Raw genomic sequence first — 15,527 nt, 5'->3', positions numbered from 1 at the left:
CGTGAAACGCTGGCTTGCCCTGCTCTTGTGCGCCCTGGGATTGGGCGGAAGCGTGCCGCTGCGTGCCGATGCCGTCAGCCTGCAAAATTGCGGGGCAACGCGCGATTACCCGCAGGCACCGCAGCGGGTGCTGGTTTACGCCAATCCGGCGCTGGAAAACCTGCTGGCGCTGGGGCTGGCCGCCCGTGCGATCGGCGTGGTCGGGTATGACCGCGCGCGCGATCCTGCGCCGACGGCGCCGGTCGATGCGCTGCGGGCGCCCACCAGCCCGGCGCCGCCCACGGCGGAAGCGTTGCTGCTGATGCGGCCGGATTTTGTCTATTCGGCCAGCTATTACTGGCTGCACAGCCCGGAAACGCCCGATCGGGCGCGGCTGGCGGAATGGGGCATCGGCAGCTACCTCTCTCCCGGCGCCTGCAGCGGCCAGCAAAGCGCGATCGCCGCCGCGCTGACGTTCGAAGACATTTTCACCGAGCTGCGGGAGCTGGCGCGCATTTTTAACATCAGCCGCGCCGGTGAAACGCTGATCGAACGGCTGCGCGGGCAACTGAGGGCGCTTGAGGCGCAGCGCCCTCAGCTGCCGCATTTGCGTCTGCTGTGGTGGTATGCCGGCACGCAAACGCCCTATGTGGCGGGCTGCTGCGGCGCGCCAGGCTTGCTGAGCCGTAGCGTCGGCAGCGAGAACCTGTTCGGCGATCGGCCCGAGCTGTGGCCGACGGTGTCCTGGGAAACCATCGCCGCTCGCGATCCGGATGCGATCGTGCTCGGCTCTCTGCCGCGCGGCGGCCTTGGCGACAGCGCGGCCGACAAGATCGCCTTTCTGGAGCATCACCCGCTGACCGCGACGCTGCGCGCCGTGCGTCAGCGGCGCTACGTGATCCTCCCCGGTTACGACATGGACCCTTCTGCCCGCACCGTGGCGGCGCTGGGCCGTTTGATTCGGGGCCTGGCGGCCTTGCCGCCGCCGGCTCCGGCTTTTGCCAACAAGGAACCTTGATATGACTGCCGTTTCATTCGCTTCGCTGCTGGACTCCTGGGATCGCCAGCAGGCGGCCTACATCGCCGAACGGGAAGCGCGTTTTAACGCCCTGCTGGACGTGCTGGCGCTGGCCGCCGGCCAGGATTTTCACGTGGTGGATCTGGCCTGCGGCCCGGGCTCGCTGAGCCTGCGCATTTTGCAGCGTTTTCCGCAGGCCAGGGTGACCGCCATCGATCTCGATCCGCTGCTGCTGGCGGTGGCGCGCGGCGCGCTGGCGGCGTACGGCGATCGGATCCGCATTCTGCAGGCCGATCTGGCGGATCCGGCCTGTTTCTCTGCGCTGCCCGGCCCCGCGCCGCAGGCGGCGGTGTCCAGCACGGCGCTGCACTGGCTGATGCCCGAGCAGCAGCTGGCGCTGTACCGCAACCTCGCCGGGCTGCTGGCCGACGGCGGCGTGTTCCTCAACGCCGATCATCAGCGCTATGACCAGCGTCAGCCGCGGCTGAAAGCGTTGGCGGAGCGGCATGACGCGCAGACCCAACAGCGCGCCTGGGACAACGGCGTAGAGGATTGGGATCGCTGGTTTGCGGGCGCGCTGCAATCGCCGGCGCTGGCCGCTTATCAGGCCGAGCGTGAAGCGCTGTTCGCCGGCCGCCCGGTGCCGCCGCCGACGCCGGTGGATTTCCAGCTCGCGGCCCTCAGGCAAGCCGGTTTCAGCGAGGCGGGCGCGGTGTGGCAGCTGTTGGACGACTATGTGATCGCAGGCTGGAAATAGCATGATCCGGCGGTTACTGCCCGGCCGTGAGGCCGGCTGGCTGCTGTTGCTGGCGGCGGCGCTGCCGCTGGCCCTGCTGGGCGCCACCCTGTCGGGGCCTGCGCCGATCGCGTGGCACGACGCCTGGCGCATCGTATTCGGCGTTAGCGGCAGCGCGACGACCGACGCCGAGGTGTATCAGCGCATCATCTGGTCGCTGCGGATGCCGCGCGCGCTGTTGGCGGCGCTGGCCGGCGCCGGGCTGGCGTTGGCGGGCGCCGTGCTGCAGTCGCTGACCCGCAACCCGCTGGCCGATCCCTGGGTGCTGGGGATCTCCTCCGGCGCGGGCGTGGGTGCGGTCACGGTGCTGGTATTGGGGCTGGGGGGCGGCCTGCTGTCGGTGTCCGGCGGCGCGTTTATCGGCGCGCTGGGGGCGTTTGCGTTGGTGATGCTGCTGGCCGGGCGTTCGCTGCAGGGGGAGTCCACGCTGTTTATTCTGGCCGGGGTGGCGGTGACGCAGCTGCTTTCTGCGCTGACTTCGCTGATCACCCTCTGGCAGGCGGATGCCAACGCCACGCGCGGCGTGATGTTCTGGCTGCTGGGATCGTTCAGCGACGCGCGCTGGCCGCAGGTCGGGCTGTGCGGGCTGGCGCTGGCGGCGGCGTTGCTGCTTTGTTGGCTGCGGGCGGGTGAGCTGGACGCGCTGGCGTTCGGCGGCGTGACCGCCGCTTCGCTGGGGGTGTCGGTGGCTCCGCTGAAGCTGCTGCTGTATATGGTGACCACCGCGCTGACGGCGGCGATCGTCGCGTTCAGCGGCGCGGTGGGATTTATCGGGCTGACGGTGCCGCACGTCGCCCGGCGGCTGGTCGGCTCGCGGCATCGGCTGCTGTTGCCGGCCAGCGCGCTGTGCGGCGCGCTGTTCGCTGTGGCTGCGGACACCCTGGCCAGAACGCTGTTTGCCCCGCGCGAGCTGCCGGTCGGCGTGCTGACCGCGCTGCTGGGGGTGCCGGTATTCTTGCTGTTGCTGTATCGGAAGGTCAATGCATGACGGTTGAAAAAATGCGCTCCGGCCTGTACGCCGAGGCGGTGAGCTGGCGAGCCGGCGCACGCACGGTGCTGGAAAATCTCAGTTTCTGCGCCTTGCCCGGTGAGGTCACCGGCGTGCTCGGTGTCAACGGCAGCGGTAAATCCACGTTACTCAAGCTGCTGGCCGGATTGCAGCCTGCCGCCGGGGGCCGTGTTTGGTTGGAAGGGCGTGAAATTACTGCGTTTTCCGGGCGGGAGCGCGCCAGGCGCATCGCCTTTCTCGAGCAATCCGCCCCCGGCACCTTCGCGCTGCCGGTGAAGGAGGCGGTGCTGCTGGGGCGCCTGGCCCATGCCGGCCGCTGGCGTGGTTTCGGCCCCGAAGATCGTCGCCTCGCCGGGCGGGCGATGGAGCAAGTGGGCATCAGCCACCTGGCCGATCGCGATTGGCAGCGGCTGTCCGGCGGCGAACGGCAGCGGGTGCACCTGGCGCGCGCGTTGGCGCAGCAAACGCCGTGGCTGCTGCTGGATGAGCCCGCCAACCATCTGGATATCGCCCATCAGCAGCAGTTTATGGCCCTGCTGCGGCGGCTGAAGCTCAGCGTGGTGGTGACGCTGCACGATCTGAATCTGGCGGCCTGTTATTGCGATCGGGTGGCGCTGCTGCAGCGGGGCGGAGTCTGTGCGGCGGGTGCGCCGCGGCAGGCGCTGACGCCGGAGAACATTCGCGCGGTGTACGGGGTGGAGGCCCGGCTGGCGGCGCCCGCCGGCTATGCGCCGCCGCTGATCTATTACCCCGCCCCGACATGATATCGGTGGAAAGGGCACGTTTGGCCGATCACAAATTGGCCGCGCTGACTAAAATAACTCCGGTTTTGCCGATTTTTTTGGGGTAGAATAACCCTTATGCGGTGAAAGGCATTTGCCGCTCAATGGGCAGTTAAGCGAGGCTATCATGTTGGAATTATTGAAAAGTCTGTTGTTTGCCGTGGTGATGGTGCCGGTGGTCATGGCGATCATTCTCGGCCTGATCTACGGTTTTGGCGAAGTGTTCAACGTTTTCTCCAAAGTGGGGCGTTCGAAAGAAAACCGCACCCAGCACTGACCGTTCCCCATCCCGATATCCGCCGGCATCGTCCGGCGGGCATTCCTCAAGTTATCTCACGCTTTGCCGATAAACCGCATGACAAGCTTTCGCGCCACGTTATATTATTTTTTATATAACGAAGAGTGATAATGCACGTTAACTTGCGGAGAAAAACAATGAAACAGCAATGGACCAAATGGGTTGGCGGGATCGTGTTGGCATCGGGCCTGGTGGCACAGGCCTCGGCGGCGGAAAAGATCACCGTGTTCGCCGCCGCGTCGCTGACCAACGCGCTGCAGGACATCGCCACCCAGTATCAAAAAGGCAAGGATGTGCAGGTGGTTTCCTCCTTTGCGTCCTCTTCGACGCTGGCGCGCCAAATTGAGCAGGGCGCCCCGGCCGATCTGTTTATCTCCGCCGATCAACAGTGGATGGATTACGCCATCGACAAGCAGCAGATGGTGAAAGACACCCGCTACACGCTGCTGGGCAACGAACTGGTGCTGATCGCCGCCAAGAGCGATAAGCAAGACAAGATCGCCATCGACAAGCAGACCGATTGGGCCAAGCTGCTCAGCGGCGGCCGCCTGGCGGTGGGCGATCCGGATCACGTGCCGGCCGGCATCTACGCCAAAGAGGCGCTGGAACACCTGGGCGCCTGGAGCGCGCTGGAGCCGAAACTGGCGCGCGCCAACAACGTGCGCAGCGCGATGGCGCTGGTGGAGCGTGGTGAAGCGCCGCTCGGCATCGTTTACGGCTCCGATGCGGTCGCCAGCGACAAGGTGAAAGTGGTGGGCGTGTTCCCGGAAGACAGCCACAAACCGGTTGAATATCCGATGGCCATTGTGAAAGATCGGCAAAACCCGACGGTCAGCGCTTTCTATACCTATCTGAAGAGCCCGGAAGCGGCCGCTATTTTTGAACATTATGGATTCACCCCGCGTAAATGATTCTGAGTGAGTACGAGTGGCAGGCGGTTGAGCTGAGCCTGAAAGTCTCCGGCTTGGCGGTGGTCTGCAGCCTGCCGTTCGGCATTCTGATGGCCTGGGTGCTGGTGCGCTGCCGTTTTCCCGGCAAGGCGCTGCTGGACGGCATTATTCACCTGCCGCTGGTGCTGCCGCCGGTGGTGGTCGGCTATTTGCTGCTGATCGCCATGGGGCGGCGCGGCGTCATCGGCGAGTGGCTGTACGACTGGTTCGGCTTCAGCTTCAGCTTTAGCTGGCGCGGCGCCGCGCTGGCGTCGGCGGTGGTGGCGTTTCCGCTGATGGTGCGTGCCATCCGGCTGGCGCTGGAGGCGGTGGACACTCGGCTGGAGCAGGCGGCGCGTACGCTGGGCGCCAACCCGTGGCGGGTGTTTTTCACCATCACGCTGCCGCTGTCGCTGCCCGGCGTCATTGTCGGCGTGGTGCTGGCCTTCGCCCGCTCGCTGGGGGAGTTCGGCGCCACCATCACCTTCGTCTCCAACATTCCCGGTGAAACCCGCACCATTCCGCTGGCGATGTATACGCTGATCGAAACGCCGGGAGCGGAAGCCGCCGCCGCGCGCCTGTGCGCGATCGCCATCGTGCTGTCGCTGGCTTCGCTGATGGTGTCCGAATGGCTGGCCCGCTGGGGCCGCAAACGGATGGGGGTGTAAATGCTGGAGCTGGATTTCTCGCAGCAGCTGGGCGACCTTAATCTCAACGTCCGCGCCGATTTGCCGGCGCAGGGCATCACCGCGATTTTCGGCCTGTCCGGCGCGGGCAAAACTTCCCTGATCAACGCCATCGGCGGCCTGACCCGTTTGCAGCAGGGGCGCATCGCGCTCAATGGCCGCACGCTGGTGGATACCGCCGCGGGCCTTTGCCTGCCGCCGGAAAAGCGCCGTATCGGCTACGTGTTTCAGGATGCACGGCTGTTCCCGCACTATCGGGTGCGCGGCAACCTGCAGTACGGCATGGCGGCCGGCATGCGCGCACAGTTCAACACCATCGTCGAGTTGCTGGGCATCGGGCCGTTGCTCAATCGGTTGCCGCTGACGCTCTCCGGCGGTGAAAAACAGCGGGTGGCGATCGGCCGCGCGCTGCTGACCGCGCCGGAACTGCTGCTGATGGACGAGCCGCTGGCCTCGCTCGATCTGCCGCGTAAGCGCGAGCTGCTGCCGTATCTGGAGCGGTTGGCGCAGGACGTCAACATCCCCATCCTCTACGTCAGCCACAGCCTGGACGAGATCCTGCGCCTGGCCGAACAGGTGATGGTACTGGATCGCGGCGAGGTGCGCGCGTTCGGCGGGCTGGAAGCCGTCTGGGCCAGCAGCGCGCTGCGGCCGTGGCTGCAGCGTGAAGATCAGAGCAGCGTGCTGCGCGTCAGCGTGATTGAGCATCATCAACGCTATGCCATGACCGCGCTGGCGCTCGGCGATCAGCGGCTGTGGGTCAGCGGCATCGACGCCGAACTGGGCACCCAGCTGCGCATTCGCATCAACGCTGCCGACGTCTCGCTGGTGCTGCAGCCGCCGGTCAACAGCAGCATTCGCAACGTGTTGCCGGCCAAGGTGAGCGAGTGTCTGGACGTGGACGGGCAGGTGGAAGTGAAGCTGGCGGTCGGGGAGCACGTGCTGTGGGCGCGGATCACGCCGTGGGCGCGCGATGAACTGGCGATCCGCCCCGGGCAGTGGCTGTACGCGCAGGTAAAGAGCGTGTCGATCAGCCGCGAGAGCCGCTAAGACAGGCCCTCCCGGCGGGAGGGCGAAAAAACTAGAGTACGCGGGTGCGGATCACCTCGGCGATGCCCGGCTGTAGGTTATCGGCGATCACCAGATCGGCGCGTTCCTTGATCGCGTCATCGGCGTTGCCCATCGCCACGCCCAACCCGACCGCTTCCAGCATGCTGATGTCGTTGTAGTTGTCGCCGAACGCCACCACCTGATCCATGCTCAGCCCCTGCGACGCCACCCATTGGCGCAGGCGCTTGCCCTTACTGTTGCCGCCTTTGGCGATATCCACCTGATCGTGCCAGGACCATTCGCACGCCAGCCCCAGCTCTTTTTCCACCGTGTCGGCAAACTCGCGCAGCGCCAGGGTATCGGCGTGCGAGGTGGCGAATTTCCAGATCGCCTGCGCGTCGTCGGCCGCCTGCGCCAGACTGCCGACCTGCAACAGCGTCGGGCGCTGCGCCGCCGGCAGGGTTTCGGCCCAGGCCAGCGAGCGGGTCACGTGGCCGCTCGGCTCCTGGTACAGCATGGCGTCGTCAACGTACATCAGCCCGTGAATGTCGGTCTGTTTGAGCATCTGCAGCACCTGCTTGGCCTGCTCTTTCGCCAGCGGATCGGCGGCCAGCACCTTTTTCTGCTGAAAATCATACAGGTAGGTACCGTTGCAGCAGATGGCCGGGGTGTCTATCTGCAGCGCCTGGTAGAACGGATGGATGGCGACGTGGTGGCGGCCGGTGACCACCACCACCTGGATGCCGGCGGCGCGCGCCTGCGCCAGCGCTTCCAGCGATTGCGGTAAGATGCGTTTTTGGTTGTCCAGCAGGGTGCCGTCAAGATCGAGGGCGATGACGCGGTAGCTCATAGGGTTCTCGTTATCGTTAGCCATGAAATTAATCCGATGGTACACCGGATAGCCAACGGAGAAAACCGCGTGAGCTTCCGGTGCTAAGCGGGGTTGCCATGCGACGGATGTGCGGTAAGCTAGGGGCAATCGAACGGCCTGAAACCGGTTCCTCTTTATACCCTTTGCAAGGAGAACACATGAAGCAAATCGTTTATGTCGCCAGCCCGGAGAGCCAGCAGATCCACGTCTGGCAGTTGGACGACGCCGGCGCGCTGGCGCTGCTGCAAACCGTTGACGTGCCGGGCCAGGTGCAGCCGATGACCCTTCATCCGGACAAGACCCACCTGTACGTCGGCGTACGTCCGGCGTTCGGCATCGTCAGCTACCGCATCGAGGCGGACGGCACGCTGCAGCAGGCCGGCATGGCGCCGCTGCCGGGCAGCCCGACCCATATCTCCACCGATTTGCAAGGGCGTTACCTGTTCTCCGCCTCTTACAGCGGCAACTGCGCCAGCATCAGCCCGATCGGCCACGACGGCGTAGTGACGGCGCCTATTCAGCAGATCGACGGCCTGACCGCGCCGCACTCGGCGAACATCGATCCGACCAACCAACTGGTGCTGGTGCCGTGCCTGAAAGAAGACCGCATCCGCCTGTTCAACCTGAGCCTGGCGGGCCAGCTGACGCCGCACGCGCAGGAAGCGGTGGCGACCGCCGCCGGCGCCGGGCCGCGTCATATGGCGTTCCACCACAACGACAAGTTCGCCTACTGCGTCAATGAGCTGGACGGTACGGTGGACGTGCTGGCCATCTCGGAAAACGGCGGCCACTACACGGTGACGCAGACGCTGGACATCATGCCGGCCGACTTCGACGGTACCCGCTGGGCGGCGGACATCCATATCACGCCGAACGGCCGCTTCCTGTATACCAGCGATCGCACCGCCAGCATTCTGACTATCTTCAGCGTTTCCGAAGACGGTGGCACGCTGAGCGTGGTCGGCTATCACCCGACCGAAGCGCAGCCGCGCGGTTTCAATATCGATCACAGCGGCCGCTTCGTGATTTCGTCCGGCCAGAAGTCCGATCACATCGCGGTGCATGAGATTGATCAGCGCAGCGGCGAGCTGACCACGCTGGCGCGTTATCCGGTGGGCAAAGGCCCGATGTGGGTGAGCGTGCTGGCGAAGTAATTCGGCGGTCAGATGAGTATGGAAAAAGCGCGGTTCGGTGGAACCGCGCTTTTTTATTGGCGGGGGATCAGTTGAACGTCACCGTCAGCGTGGCGCTGCCGAGGCGGTGGAAATGGACGTTGAAGCCCACCAGCGCGCCGCTGGATCCCTCATCCACCTCGATACGCTCCACGTCCAGCGCATGCACGGTGAACTGGTAGCGGTGGCTTTCGCCCTCTGGCGGCGCCGCGCCGCCGTAGCCGGCCGAGCCAAAATCAGTGCGGGTCTGCAGTGCGCCGGCGGGCAGCGGGGCTTTGCCGGAGCCCGCGCCCTGCGGCAGCTCGCGCACATCGGCGGGAATGTTGGCCACCACCCAGTGCCACCAGCCGGAGCCGGTCGGGGCATCGGGATCGTAAACGGCGATTACGAAGCTCTTGGTGCCGGCCGGCACGCCGTCCCAGGCCAGGTGCGGCGACAGGTTATCGCCGTGGTAGCCCATGCCGTTGAAGACCTGCGCCTGCGGCAGCTTGCCGCCGTCTTGCAGATCGTTGCTGTACAAACGAAAAGCCATAGTGACTCCCAGTTGTCGGTAAACGCGGACCCTTAAGCTAGATCGTTTCGCCGTGACAATACAAGTGGGATTGCCATTCGCCAACGGCGGCGCGGATCGGTTACCATGGCCGCATCTTCCTTTCTACAGACCGCCGGATAGTCCAACAACGCCACCATGATTTCACTGAAAAAACGCACGCCGTGGTTCGGCTGGCTGCGCCGTTGGGCCAAAAGCATCAAGCGCGATATTTACGCGCTGTGGCTGGCCGCCCGTGATAAGCGCACCCCGTGGTACGCCAAACTGATCGCGCTGCTGGTGGCCGGCTATGCGATCTCGCCGATCGATCTGATCCCGGACTTCATTCCGGTGCTGGGCTATCTGGATGACGTAATCATCGTGCCGTTGGGCATCATCCTGGCGGTGCGCCTGATCCCCAGGCCGCTGATGGCCGAGCTGCGCGAGAAGGCGCAAAAGCGCGTCGACAACCCCACCGGCCGCATGGCGGCGGCGATGATCATTTTACTTTGGCTGCTGTGTCTGGGATTGCTGGCCCGCTATCTGGACCAGCATTGGTAAGCCATTAACGCGCGGCGGCGGTGACGGCGGCGGTCAGGCGACTGAGCTGTTCCGCTGCGATGATGTAAGGCGGCATCAGGTAAATCAGCTTGCCGAACGGCCGGATCCACACCCCGCGTTCGACGAATTCGCGCTGCAGCTCGGCGACGTCCACCGGTTCTCGCATCTCCACCACCCCAATCGCGCCCAGCACCCGCACGTCCGCCACCTTCGGCAGCGCCGCGAGCGGCAGCAGTTCCTGTTTCAGCTGAGCTTCGATGGCGCTCACCTGCGCCTGCCAGCGATTTTCCGCCAGCAGCGCCAGGCTGGCGTCCGCCACCGCGCAGGCCAGCGGGTTGCCCATAAAGGTTGGGCCGTGCATAAAGCAGCCGGCTGCGCCGTTGCTGATGGTCTCCGCCACGTGGCGGGTGGTCAGGGTGGCGGACAGCGTCATGTAGCCGCCGGTCAGCGCCTTGCCCAGGCAGAGAATGTCCGGCACCACCTGTGCGTGCTCGCAGGCGAACAGCTTGCCGGTGCGGCCGAAGCCGGTAGCGATCTCGTCGGCGATCAGCAGCACCTGATGGCGATCGCACAGCTCGCGCACCCGCTTGAGGTAGGTCGGGTGGTAGATACGCATGCCGCCGGCGCCTTGCACCACCGGTTCCAGGATCACCGCCGCCACTTCACCGGCGTGCTGCTCCAGCAGCGCGGCGAACGGTGCGATGTCCTCTTCACGCCATTCCTCGTCGAAGCGGCACTGCGGCGCGGTGGCGAACAGGTGCGGCGCCAGGTAGCCCTGATAGAGGCTGTGCATCGAGTTGTCCGGATCGCAGACCGACATCGCGCCGAAGGTATCGCCGTGATAGCCGTGGCGCAGCGTCAGGATGCGCTGCCGCCGCTCGCCGCGCGCCTGCCAGTACTGCAGCGCCATCTTCAGCGACACTTCCACCGCCACCGAACCGGAATCTGCCAGAAACACGCACTGCAGCGCTTCCGGCGTCATCTCCACCAGCCGACGGCACAGCGAGATGGCGGCCGGATGGGTAATACCGCCGAACATCACGTGCGACATCTTCTCCAGCTGCTGGCCGGCAGCCTGATTCAGGCGCGGATGGTTGTAACCGTGGATCGCCGCCCACCAGGAGGACATACCGTCCACCAGACGCCGGCCGTCCGCCAGCTGCAGCTCGACGCCGCTGGCCGACTCGATCGGGTAACAGGGTAACGGGCGGCTCATGGAGGTGTAGGGGTGCCAGATATGACGTTGGTCAAACGCCAGGTCGGAAGCGGTGACAGACATACTCGTAAACCAAATTGAATTAAGATTGGTTGACAGTATATCCACAATATTTAAACTGGCGACACTTTTTCGTTTTGGAGACGCCATGATGGCCGACCGCATTCACTGGACAGTAGGGCAAGCCCAGGCCCTGTTTGATAAACCGTTGCTCGAACTGCTGTTCGAAGCGCAAACCGTACACCGCCAGCACTTCGACCCGCGTCAGGTGCAGGTCAGCACGCTGCTGTCGATCAAGACCGGCGCTTGCCCGGAAGACTGCAAATACTGCCCGCAGAGCTCGCGCTACAAGACCGGCCTGGAGTCGGAGCGGCTGATGCAGGTCGAGCAGGTGCTGGAATCGGCGCGCAAGGCCAAGGCGAACGGCTCGACCCGTTTTTGCATGGGCGCGGCGTGGAAGAACCCGCACGAGCGCGATATGCCTTATCTGCAGCAGATGGTGCAGGGCGTGAAAGCGATGGGCATGGAAACCTGCATGACGCTGGGCACGCTTGACGGCACGCAGGCCGAGCGCCTGGCGGAAGCCGGGCTGGATTACTACAACCATAACCTCGACACCTCGCCGGAATTCTACGGCAGCATCATCACCACCCGCAGCTACCAGGAACGCCTGGATACGCTCGACAAAGTGCGCGACGCCGGCATCAAAGTGTGCTCCGGCGGCATCGTCGGGCTGGGTGAAACGGTGCGCGACCGCGCCGGGCTGCTGGTGCAACTGGCCAACCTGCCGAAGCCGCCGGAGAGCGTGCCGATCAACATGCTGGTGAAGGTAAAAGGCACGCCGCTGGCGGATAACGACGACGTCGATCCGTTTGACTTCATCCGCACCATCGCGGTGGCGCGCATCATGATGCCGTCCTCTTATGTCCGCCTCTCTGCCGGCCGTGAACAGATGAACGAACAGACGCAGGCGATGTGCTTTATGGCCGGCGCCAACTCGATCTTCTACGGCTGCAAGCTGCTGACCACGCCGAATCCGGAAGAAGACAAGGATCTGCAGCTGTTCCGCAAGCTGGGGCTGAATCCGCAGCAGACCGCTACCGAACACGGCGACAACCAGCAACAGCAGGTGCTGGCCAAGCAGCTGCTGAATGCCGATACCGCCGAGTTTTACAACGCGGCGCTGTGATGAGCTGGTCACAACGCATCGAGCAGGCGCTGGCAGAACGGCGCCTGAACGCCGCCTACCGCCGGCGCCAGACCACCGAGGGCGGCAACGGCCGCCAGATCCGGCTCGGCGATCGTCTCTACCTGAATTTCTCCGGTAACGACTACCTGGGGCTGAGCCAGGATGCGCGGGTGATCGCCGCCTGGCAGCAAGGCGCGCAGCGTTACGGCGTCGGCAGCGGCGGTTCGGGCCACGTCACCGGTTTTTGCGCGGCGCATCAGGCGCTGGAGGCGCAGCTGGCGGACTGGCTCGGCTACCCGCGCGCGCTGCTGTTCATCTCCGGTTACGCCGCCAACCAGGCGGTGCTGGCGGCGCTGATGCAGAAGGGCGATCGCATTTTGGCCGATCGTCTCAGCCACGCCTCGCTGCTGGAGGCGGCGGCGCAGTCGCCGGCCGAGCTGCGCCGCTTCCAGCACAATCAGCCGCAGGCGCTGGCGGATCTGCTGGCCAAACCCTGTGAAGGGCAGCGGCTGGCGGTGACCGAAGGGGTGTTCAGCATGGACGGCGACGGTGCACCGTTGGCGGAACTGCATCGCTTAACCCGCGCGGCAGGCGCCTGGCTGATGGTGGACGATGCCCACGGCGTCGGCGTGCGCGGCGAGCAAGGCCGCGGCAGCTGCTGGCAGCAGGGCGTGCGCCCTGAACTGCTGGTGGCGACCTTCGGCAAGGCGTTCGGCGTCAGCGGCGCGGCGGTGCTGTGCGATGAGGCGACCGCCGAGTATCTGCTGCAGTTCGCCCGTCATCTGATCTACAGCACCGCGATGCCACCGGCGCAGGCCTGTGCGCTGCAGGCGGCGCTGGCCTGCATTCGAGAGGGCGATGAACTGCGCGCCCGGCTGCAGGAAAACATTCGGCGTTTCCGCCAGGGCGCGGCGCCGCTGGCGCTGACCCTGACGGACTCCGATACCGCCATCCAGCCGCTGCTGGTGGGGGACAATCAACGCGCGCTCGATCTGGCGACCCGCCTGCGCGAGCGCGGGCTGTGGGTGAGCGCCATCCGTCCACCGACGGTGCCGCCGGGCGGCGCGCGGCTGCGCATCACCCTGACGGCGGCGCATCAGCCGCAGGATATCGATCGTCTGCTGGAGGTATTGCATGACGTCAGCCAATGACGCGGTGAACAAACGGGCGGTTGCTTCGGCCTTCAGCCGCGCCGCCGGCAGCTACGACGCCGCCGCCGCGCTGCAGCGAGACGTTGGCGAGCGCTTACTGGGGATGGGGAGTGCCCATCCGGGCGAACGGCTGCTGGATGCCGGCTGCGGCACCGGCTATTTCAGCCGCCTGTGGCGCGAGCGCGGCATGCAGGTAACCGCGCTCGATCTGGCACCGGGCATGCTGGACGTCGCCCGTCAACGGCAGGCGGCGCACCATTATCTGCTGGGCGACATCGAACAGGTGCCGCTGCCCGATGCGGCGATGGACATCTGTTTCAGCAGCCTGGTGGTGCAGTGGTGCAGCGATCTGTCCGCCGCGCTGGCGGAACTGTATCGCGTGACCCGGCCCGGCGGCGCGATCCTGTTTTCCACGCTGGCGGCGGGATCGCTGCAGGAATTGGGAGACGCCTGGCAACAGGTGGACGGCGAGCGCCACGTGAACGCCTTCCTGCCGCTGGCGCAGATCCGCGCCGCCTGTGCTGACTATCGACACGAGCTGGTGACGGAGCTGCGCACCCTGAACTACCCGGATGTGATGACGCTGATGCGCTCGCTCAAGGGCATCGGGGCGACGCATCTGCATCAGGGGCGTGAGGGCGGCCTGATGTCGCGCGGCCGTCTCGCTGCGCTACAGGCGGCTTACCCGTGCCGGCAGGGGCAGTTCCCGCTCAGTTATCATCTGGCTTATGGAGTGATTTATCGTGATTAAACGTTGGTTCGTGACCGGCACCGATACCGAAGTCGGAAAAACCGTCGCCAGCAGCGCCTTGCTGCAGGCCGCCAACCGGGCAGGCTACCGCAGCGCCGGTTATAAGCCGGTGGCTTCCGGCAGCGAGATGACCGCCGAGGGGCTGCGCAACGGCGACGCGCTGGCGCTGCAGGCCAACAGCGGTCTGGCGCTCCGCTACGACGAAGTGAACTCTTACGTTTTTGCCGAACCGACCTCGCCGCATATCGTCAGCGCCGATGAAGGCCGGCCGATCGAGGCGGCGCGGCTGTCCGACGGCCTGCGCCGGTTGGAGCAGCGCGCCGACTGGGTGCTGGTCGAGGGTGCGGGCGGGTGGTTTACCCCGCTGTCGGCGCAGTACACCTTCGCCGACTGGGTGCAGCAGGAGCAGCTGCCGGTGATCCTGGTGGTGGGCATTAAACTGGGCTGCATCAACCACGCGGTGCTGACGGCGCAGGCGGTACAACAGGCGGGGCTGACGCTGGCCGGTTGGATCGCCAACGATGTGACGCCGCCGGGGCGGCGGCATCAGGAATACCTGGCCACGCTGCGCCGCATGCTGCCGGCGCCGCTGCTGGGGGAAATCCCGCACCTGCCGCAGGCCGAGCGGGCGCCGCTGGGGCAGTATCTGGATATCAGCCTGTTATAAACCCTCCATGAGGGAGGCTTTCTCCCTCATTCTCCTTCCTGGCGCGCCAGCCCGGTGCCGATCAACGCCTCATCCAGCTGTGCCAGTGCGCCGTGCGCCACCGTGCGCCCGCTGTCCAACAGGCAGAAACGATCCGCTACCCGGCGCACGAACGGCAGCTGATGCTCCACCAATAAAATGGTCATGCCCAGTTCGCGGTTAAGCCGGCGGATCACGTTGCCGATGTCGGCGGCGATCGAGGGCGGCACGCCCGCCGTCGGTTCGTCGAGGATCAGCAGCGCCGGCTCCTGGGCCAGCGCACGACCGATCGCCAGCTGGCGCTGGGCGCCCGCGCACAGATCGCCGGCGCGGCGCGCGCGCATCTGGCGCAAATGGGGAAACAGGCTGTAGATCAGCGGCGGAATATGGCGAGGGGCGCCGCGCCCCTGTCTCTTGATCAGATCTCTTGCTCGAGAGACTTGGCCAGCAGATAACCCTCAAGGATGGTTTGCAGTTTGAACCATCCTTCCCATAATCTCTCCCATCCCACTCGACCCGTGCGTTTACTGTCGTTCCAACCCGCTAATTTCCCCAGACTTAGGTAAGCCCAGGATAAACTCGGCGCTGTTTTCGGCAACCCCTGATTTTCTCGCTTTAACCACAACAACTTCCATGCCAAAGGGCTCAGGATACATTCGCAACTTTGCTTTTCCCCTACCGCCTTCTGCAACCCCAGATAACGCAGTTGCTGGATGCGCACAGCGATAAAAGCCAGCACCACAACCATACGTTCCAGATTACCACGGCTCTGCATCCGCAGGCTTTCCACCTGTGCCCCGCCGCTTTTCCAGGCTTTATGAAAGTCTTCTATCAGCCAGCGCCTTTCATAATAAT

The 15,527-nt window shown here is 65.2% G+C and carries 18 protein-coding genes and 1 pseudogene; 14 read left to right on the top strand and 5 right to left on the bottom strand.

Annotation, left to right across the window (positions count from 1 at the left end):
* The first annotated feature begins 1 nt into the window (after position 1).
* The 8 genes from M6G53_RS08715 to modC all read left to right on the top strand — a co-directional run bounded on the left by M6G53_RS08715 (position 2) and on the right by modC (position 6,547).
* Entirely contained in the window at positions 2-997 is a 996-nt protein-coding gene (locus tag M6G53_RS08715; protein WP_253330565.1) for an ABC transporter substrate-binding protein, read from the top strand.
* A 1-nt stretch (position 998) separates the two neighbouring features.
* A complete protein-coding gene (locus M6G53_RS08710; RefSeq protein ID WP_253330563.1) occupies positions 999-1,754 on the top strand; it encodes a class I SAM-dependent methyltransferase in 756 nt (251 codons plus the stop codon).
* 1 nt (position 1,755) lies between these two features.
* A complete protein-coding gene (locus M6G53_RS08705) occupies positions 1,756-2,781 on the top strand; it encodes a FecCD family ABC transporter permease (RefSeq protein WP_253330560.1) in 1,026 nt (341 codons plus the stop codon).
* Positions 2,778-3,566 (top strand): ABC transporter ATP-binding protein, encoded by a 789-nt coding sequence (locus M6G53_RS08700; RefSeq protein ID WP_253330559.1) that lies wholly within the window; start codon positions 2,778-2,780, stop codon positions 3,564-3,566. The genes M6G53_RS08705 and M6G53_RS08700 overlap by 4 nt, the downstream gene beginning before the upstream one ends.
* A 145-nt stretch (positions 3,567-3,711) precedes the next feature.
* Complete coding sequence (locus M6G53_RS08695) at positions 3,712-3,861, top strand: AcrZ family multidrug efflux pump-associated protein (RefSeq protein ID WP_141970326.1); 150 nt, start codon at positions 3,712-3,714, stop codon at positions 3,859-3,861.
* A 158-nt stretch (positions 3,862-4,019) separates the two neighbouring features.
* Positions 4,020-4,793: a molybdate ABC transporter substrate-binding protein gene (gene modA / locus M6G53_RS08690; protein ID WP_253330557.1), complete on the top strand. Its 774-nt coding sequence runs from the start codon at positions 4,020-4,022 to the stop codon at positions 4,791-4,793.
* On the top strand, positions 4,790-5,479 hold the full coding sequence (gene modB, locus M6G53_RS08685; RefSeq protein ID WP_038870954.1) for a molybdate ABC transporter permease subunit: 690 nt from the start codon (positions 4,790-4,792) through the stop codon (positions 5,477-5,479). The genes modA and modB overlap by 4 nt, the downstream gene beginning before the upstream one ends.
* Positions 5,480-6,547, top strand: a complete 1,068-nt coding sequence (gene modC, locus M6G53_RS08680; protein ID WP_016928697.1) for a molybdenum ABC transporter ATP-binding protein ModC — start codon at positions 5,480-5,482, stop codon at positions 6,545-6,547.
* 31 nt (positions 6,548-6,578) lie between these two features.
* Here the strand turns inward: modC and M6G53_RS08675 are convergent, their stop codons facing one another.
* The gene (locus M6G53_RS08675; protein ID WP_253330724.1) at positions 6,579-7,397 is read right to left on the bottom strand and encodes a pyridoxal phosphatase; all 819 of its coding nucleotides are present in this window, start codon (positions 7,395-7,397) and stop codon (positions 6,579-6,581) included.
* A 179-nt stretch (positions 7,398-7,576) separates the two neighbouring features.
* Here M6G53_RS08675 and pgl point away from each other — a divergent pair, with 179 nt between their 5' ends.
* Positions 7,577-8,572 carry a 6-phosphogluconolactonase gene (pgl, locus tag M6G53_RS08670; protein WP_060423698.1) on the top strand — a complete coding sequence of 332 codons (996 nt, stop codon included), beginning with the start codon at positions 7,577-7,579 and terminating at the stop codon, positions 8,570-8,572.
* A gap of 67 nt (positions 8,573-8,639) precedes the next feature.
* Here the strand turns inward: pgl and M6G53_RS08665 are convergent, their stop codons facing one another.
* A complete protein-coding gene (locus M6G53_RS08665) occupies positions 8,640-9,122 on the bottom strand; it encodes a kinase inhibitor (RefSeq protein ID WP_253330555.1) in 483 nt (160 codons plus the stop codon).
* A 156-nt stretch (positions 9,123-9,278) separates the two neighbouring features.
* On the opposite strand from M6G53_RS08665, the gene M6G53_RS08660 reads away from it, so the two are divergent.
* Positions 9,279-9,680, top strand: coding sequence for a YkvA family protein (locus M6G53_RS08660; protein ID WP_253330553.1), 402 nt, complete (start codon positions 9,279-9,281; stop codon positions 9,678-9,680).
* A 4-nt stretch (positions 9,681-9,684) separates the two neighbouring features.
* On the opposite strand, the gene bioA is transcribed toward M6G53_RS08660, so the two are convergent.
* Complete coding sequence (gene bioA, locus M6G53_RS08655) at positions 9,685-10,959, bottom strand: adenosylmethionine--8-amino-7-oxononanoate transaminase (protein ID WP_253330551.1); 1,275 nt, start codon at positions 10,957-10,959, stop codon at positions 9,685-9,687.
* Positions 10,960-11,047: 88 nt separating this feature from the next.
* On the opposite strand from bioA, the gene bioB reads away from it, so the two are divergent.
* The 4 genes from bioB to bioD are packed head-to-tail and all read left to right on the top strand — an operon-like array spanning position 11,048 to position 14,654.
* The gene (bioB, locus tag M6G53_RS08650; RefSeq protein ID WP_025301918.1) at positions 11,048-12,085 is read left to right on the top strand and encodes a biotin synthase BioB; all 1,038 of its coding nucleotides are present in this window, start codon (positions 11,048-11,050) and stop codon (positions 12,083-12,085) included.
* Positions 12,085-13,236 (top strand): 8-amino-7-oxononanoate synthase, encoded by a 1,152-nt coding sequence (gene bioF / locus M6G53_RS08645; protein WP_253330549.1) that lies wholly within the window; start codon positions 12,085-12,087, stop codon positions 13,234-13,236. Before bioB ends, bioF begins: the two co-directional genes overlap by 1 nt.
* The gene (gene bioC / locus M6G53_RS08640) at positions 13,220-13,987 is read left to right on the top strand and encodes a malonyl-ACP O-methyltransferase BioC (RefSeq protein WP_253330544.1); all 768 of its coding nucleotides are present in this window, start codon (positions 13,220-13,222) and stop codon (positions 13,985-13,987) included. Before bioF ends, bioC begins: the two co-directional genes overlap by 17 nt.
* A complete protein-coding gene (gene bioD / locus M6G53_RS08635; protein ID WP_253330542.1) occupies positions 13,980-14,654 on the top strand; it encodes a dethiobiotin synthase in 675 nt (224 codons plus the stop codon). The genes bioC and bioD overlap by 8 nt, the downstream gene beginning before the upstream one ends.
* Before the next feature lie 26 nt (positions 14,655-14,680).
* Here bioD and M6G53_RS08630 read toward each other — a convergent pair.
* Together M6G53_RS08630 and M6G53_RS08625 are read right to left on the bottom strand one after the other, a co-directional pair.
* A pseudogene (locus M6G53_RS08630) lies at positions 14,681-15,076 on the bottom strand (ATP-binding cassette domain-containing protein); the annotation flags it as partial.
* 14 nt (positions 15,077-15,090) lie between these two features.
* Positions 15,091-15,527, bottom strand: a 437-nt coding sequence (locus M6G53_RS08625; RefSeq protein ID WP_253330538.1) for an IS4 family transposase, incomplete at its 5' end; no start/stop codon positions are given.

This window comes from Serratia nevei (assembly GCF_024160145.1).
Taxonomy (GTDB): domain Bacteria; phylum Pseudomonadota; class Gammaproteobacteria; order Enterobacterales; family Enterobacteriaceae; genus Serratia; species Serratia nevei_A.
The sequence above is the reverse complement of the archived record's forward strand: the minus strand, read 5'-3'. Positions and strand labels throughout refer to the sequence as shown.

Excerpts from the sequence above, each read along its gene's own strand:
- M6G53_RS08710 (WP_253330563.1), top strand. The coding sequence starts at position 999 with ATGACTGCCGTTTCATTCGCTTCGCTGCTGGACTCCTGGGATCGCCAG.
- M6G53_RS08705 (WP_253330560.1), top strand. The coding sequence starts at position 1,756 with ATGATCCGGCGGTTACTGCCCGGCCGTGAGGCCGGCTGGCTGCTGTTG.
- M6G53_RS08700 (WP_253330559.1), top strand. The coding sequence starts at position 2,778 with ATGACGGTTGAAAAAATGCGCTCCGGCCTGTACGCCGAGGCGGTGAGC.
- M6G53_RS08695 (WP_141970326.1), top strand. The coding sequence starts at position 3,712 with ATGTTGGAATTATTGAAAAGTCTGTTGTTTGCCGTGGTGATGGTGCCG.
- modA (WP_253330557.1), top strand. The coding sequence starts at position 4,020 with ATGAAACAGCAATGGACCAAATGGGTTGGCGGGATCGTGTTGGCATCG.
- modB (WP_038870954.1), top strand. The coding sequence starts at position 4,790 with ATGATTCTGAGTGAGTACGAGTGGCAGGCGGTTGAGCTGAGCCTGAAA.
- modC (WP_016928697.1), top strand. The coding sequence starts at position 5,480 with ATGCTGGAGCTGGATTTCTCGCAGCAGCTGGGCGACCTTAATCTCAAC.
- M6G53_RS08675 (WP_253330724.1), bottom strand. The coding sequence starts at position 7,397 with ATGAGCTACCGCGTCATCGCCCTCGATCTTGACGGCACCCTGCTGGAC.
- pgl (WP_060423698.1), top strand. The coding sequence starts at position 7,577 with ATGAAGCAAATCGTTTATGTCGCCAGCCCGGAGAGCCAGCAGATCCAC.
- M6G53_RS08665 (WP_253330555.1), bottom strand. The coding sequence starts at position 9,122 with ATGGCTTTTCGTTTGTACAGCAACGATCTGCAAGACGGCGGCAAGCTG.
- M6G53_RS08660 (WP_253330553.1), top strand. The coding sequence starts at position 9,279 with ATGATTTCACTGAAAAAACGCACGCCGTGGTTCGGCTGGCTGCGCCGT.
- bioA (WP_253330551.1), bottom strand. The coding sequence starts at position 10,959 with ATGTCTGTCACCGCTTCCGACCTGGCGTTTGACCAACGTCATATCTGG.
- bioB (WP_025301918.1), top strand. The coding sequence starts at position 11,048 with ATGGCCGACCGCATTCACTGGACAGTAGGGCAAGCCCAGGCCCTGTTT.
- bioF (WP_253330549.1), top strand. The coding sequence starts at position 12,085 with ATGAGCTGGTCACAACGCATCGAGCAGGCGCTGGCAGAACGGCGCCTG.
- bioC (WP_253330544.1), top strand. The coding sequence starts at position 13,220 with ATGACGTCAGCCAATGACGCGGTGAACAAACGGGCGGTTGCTTCGGCC.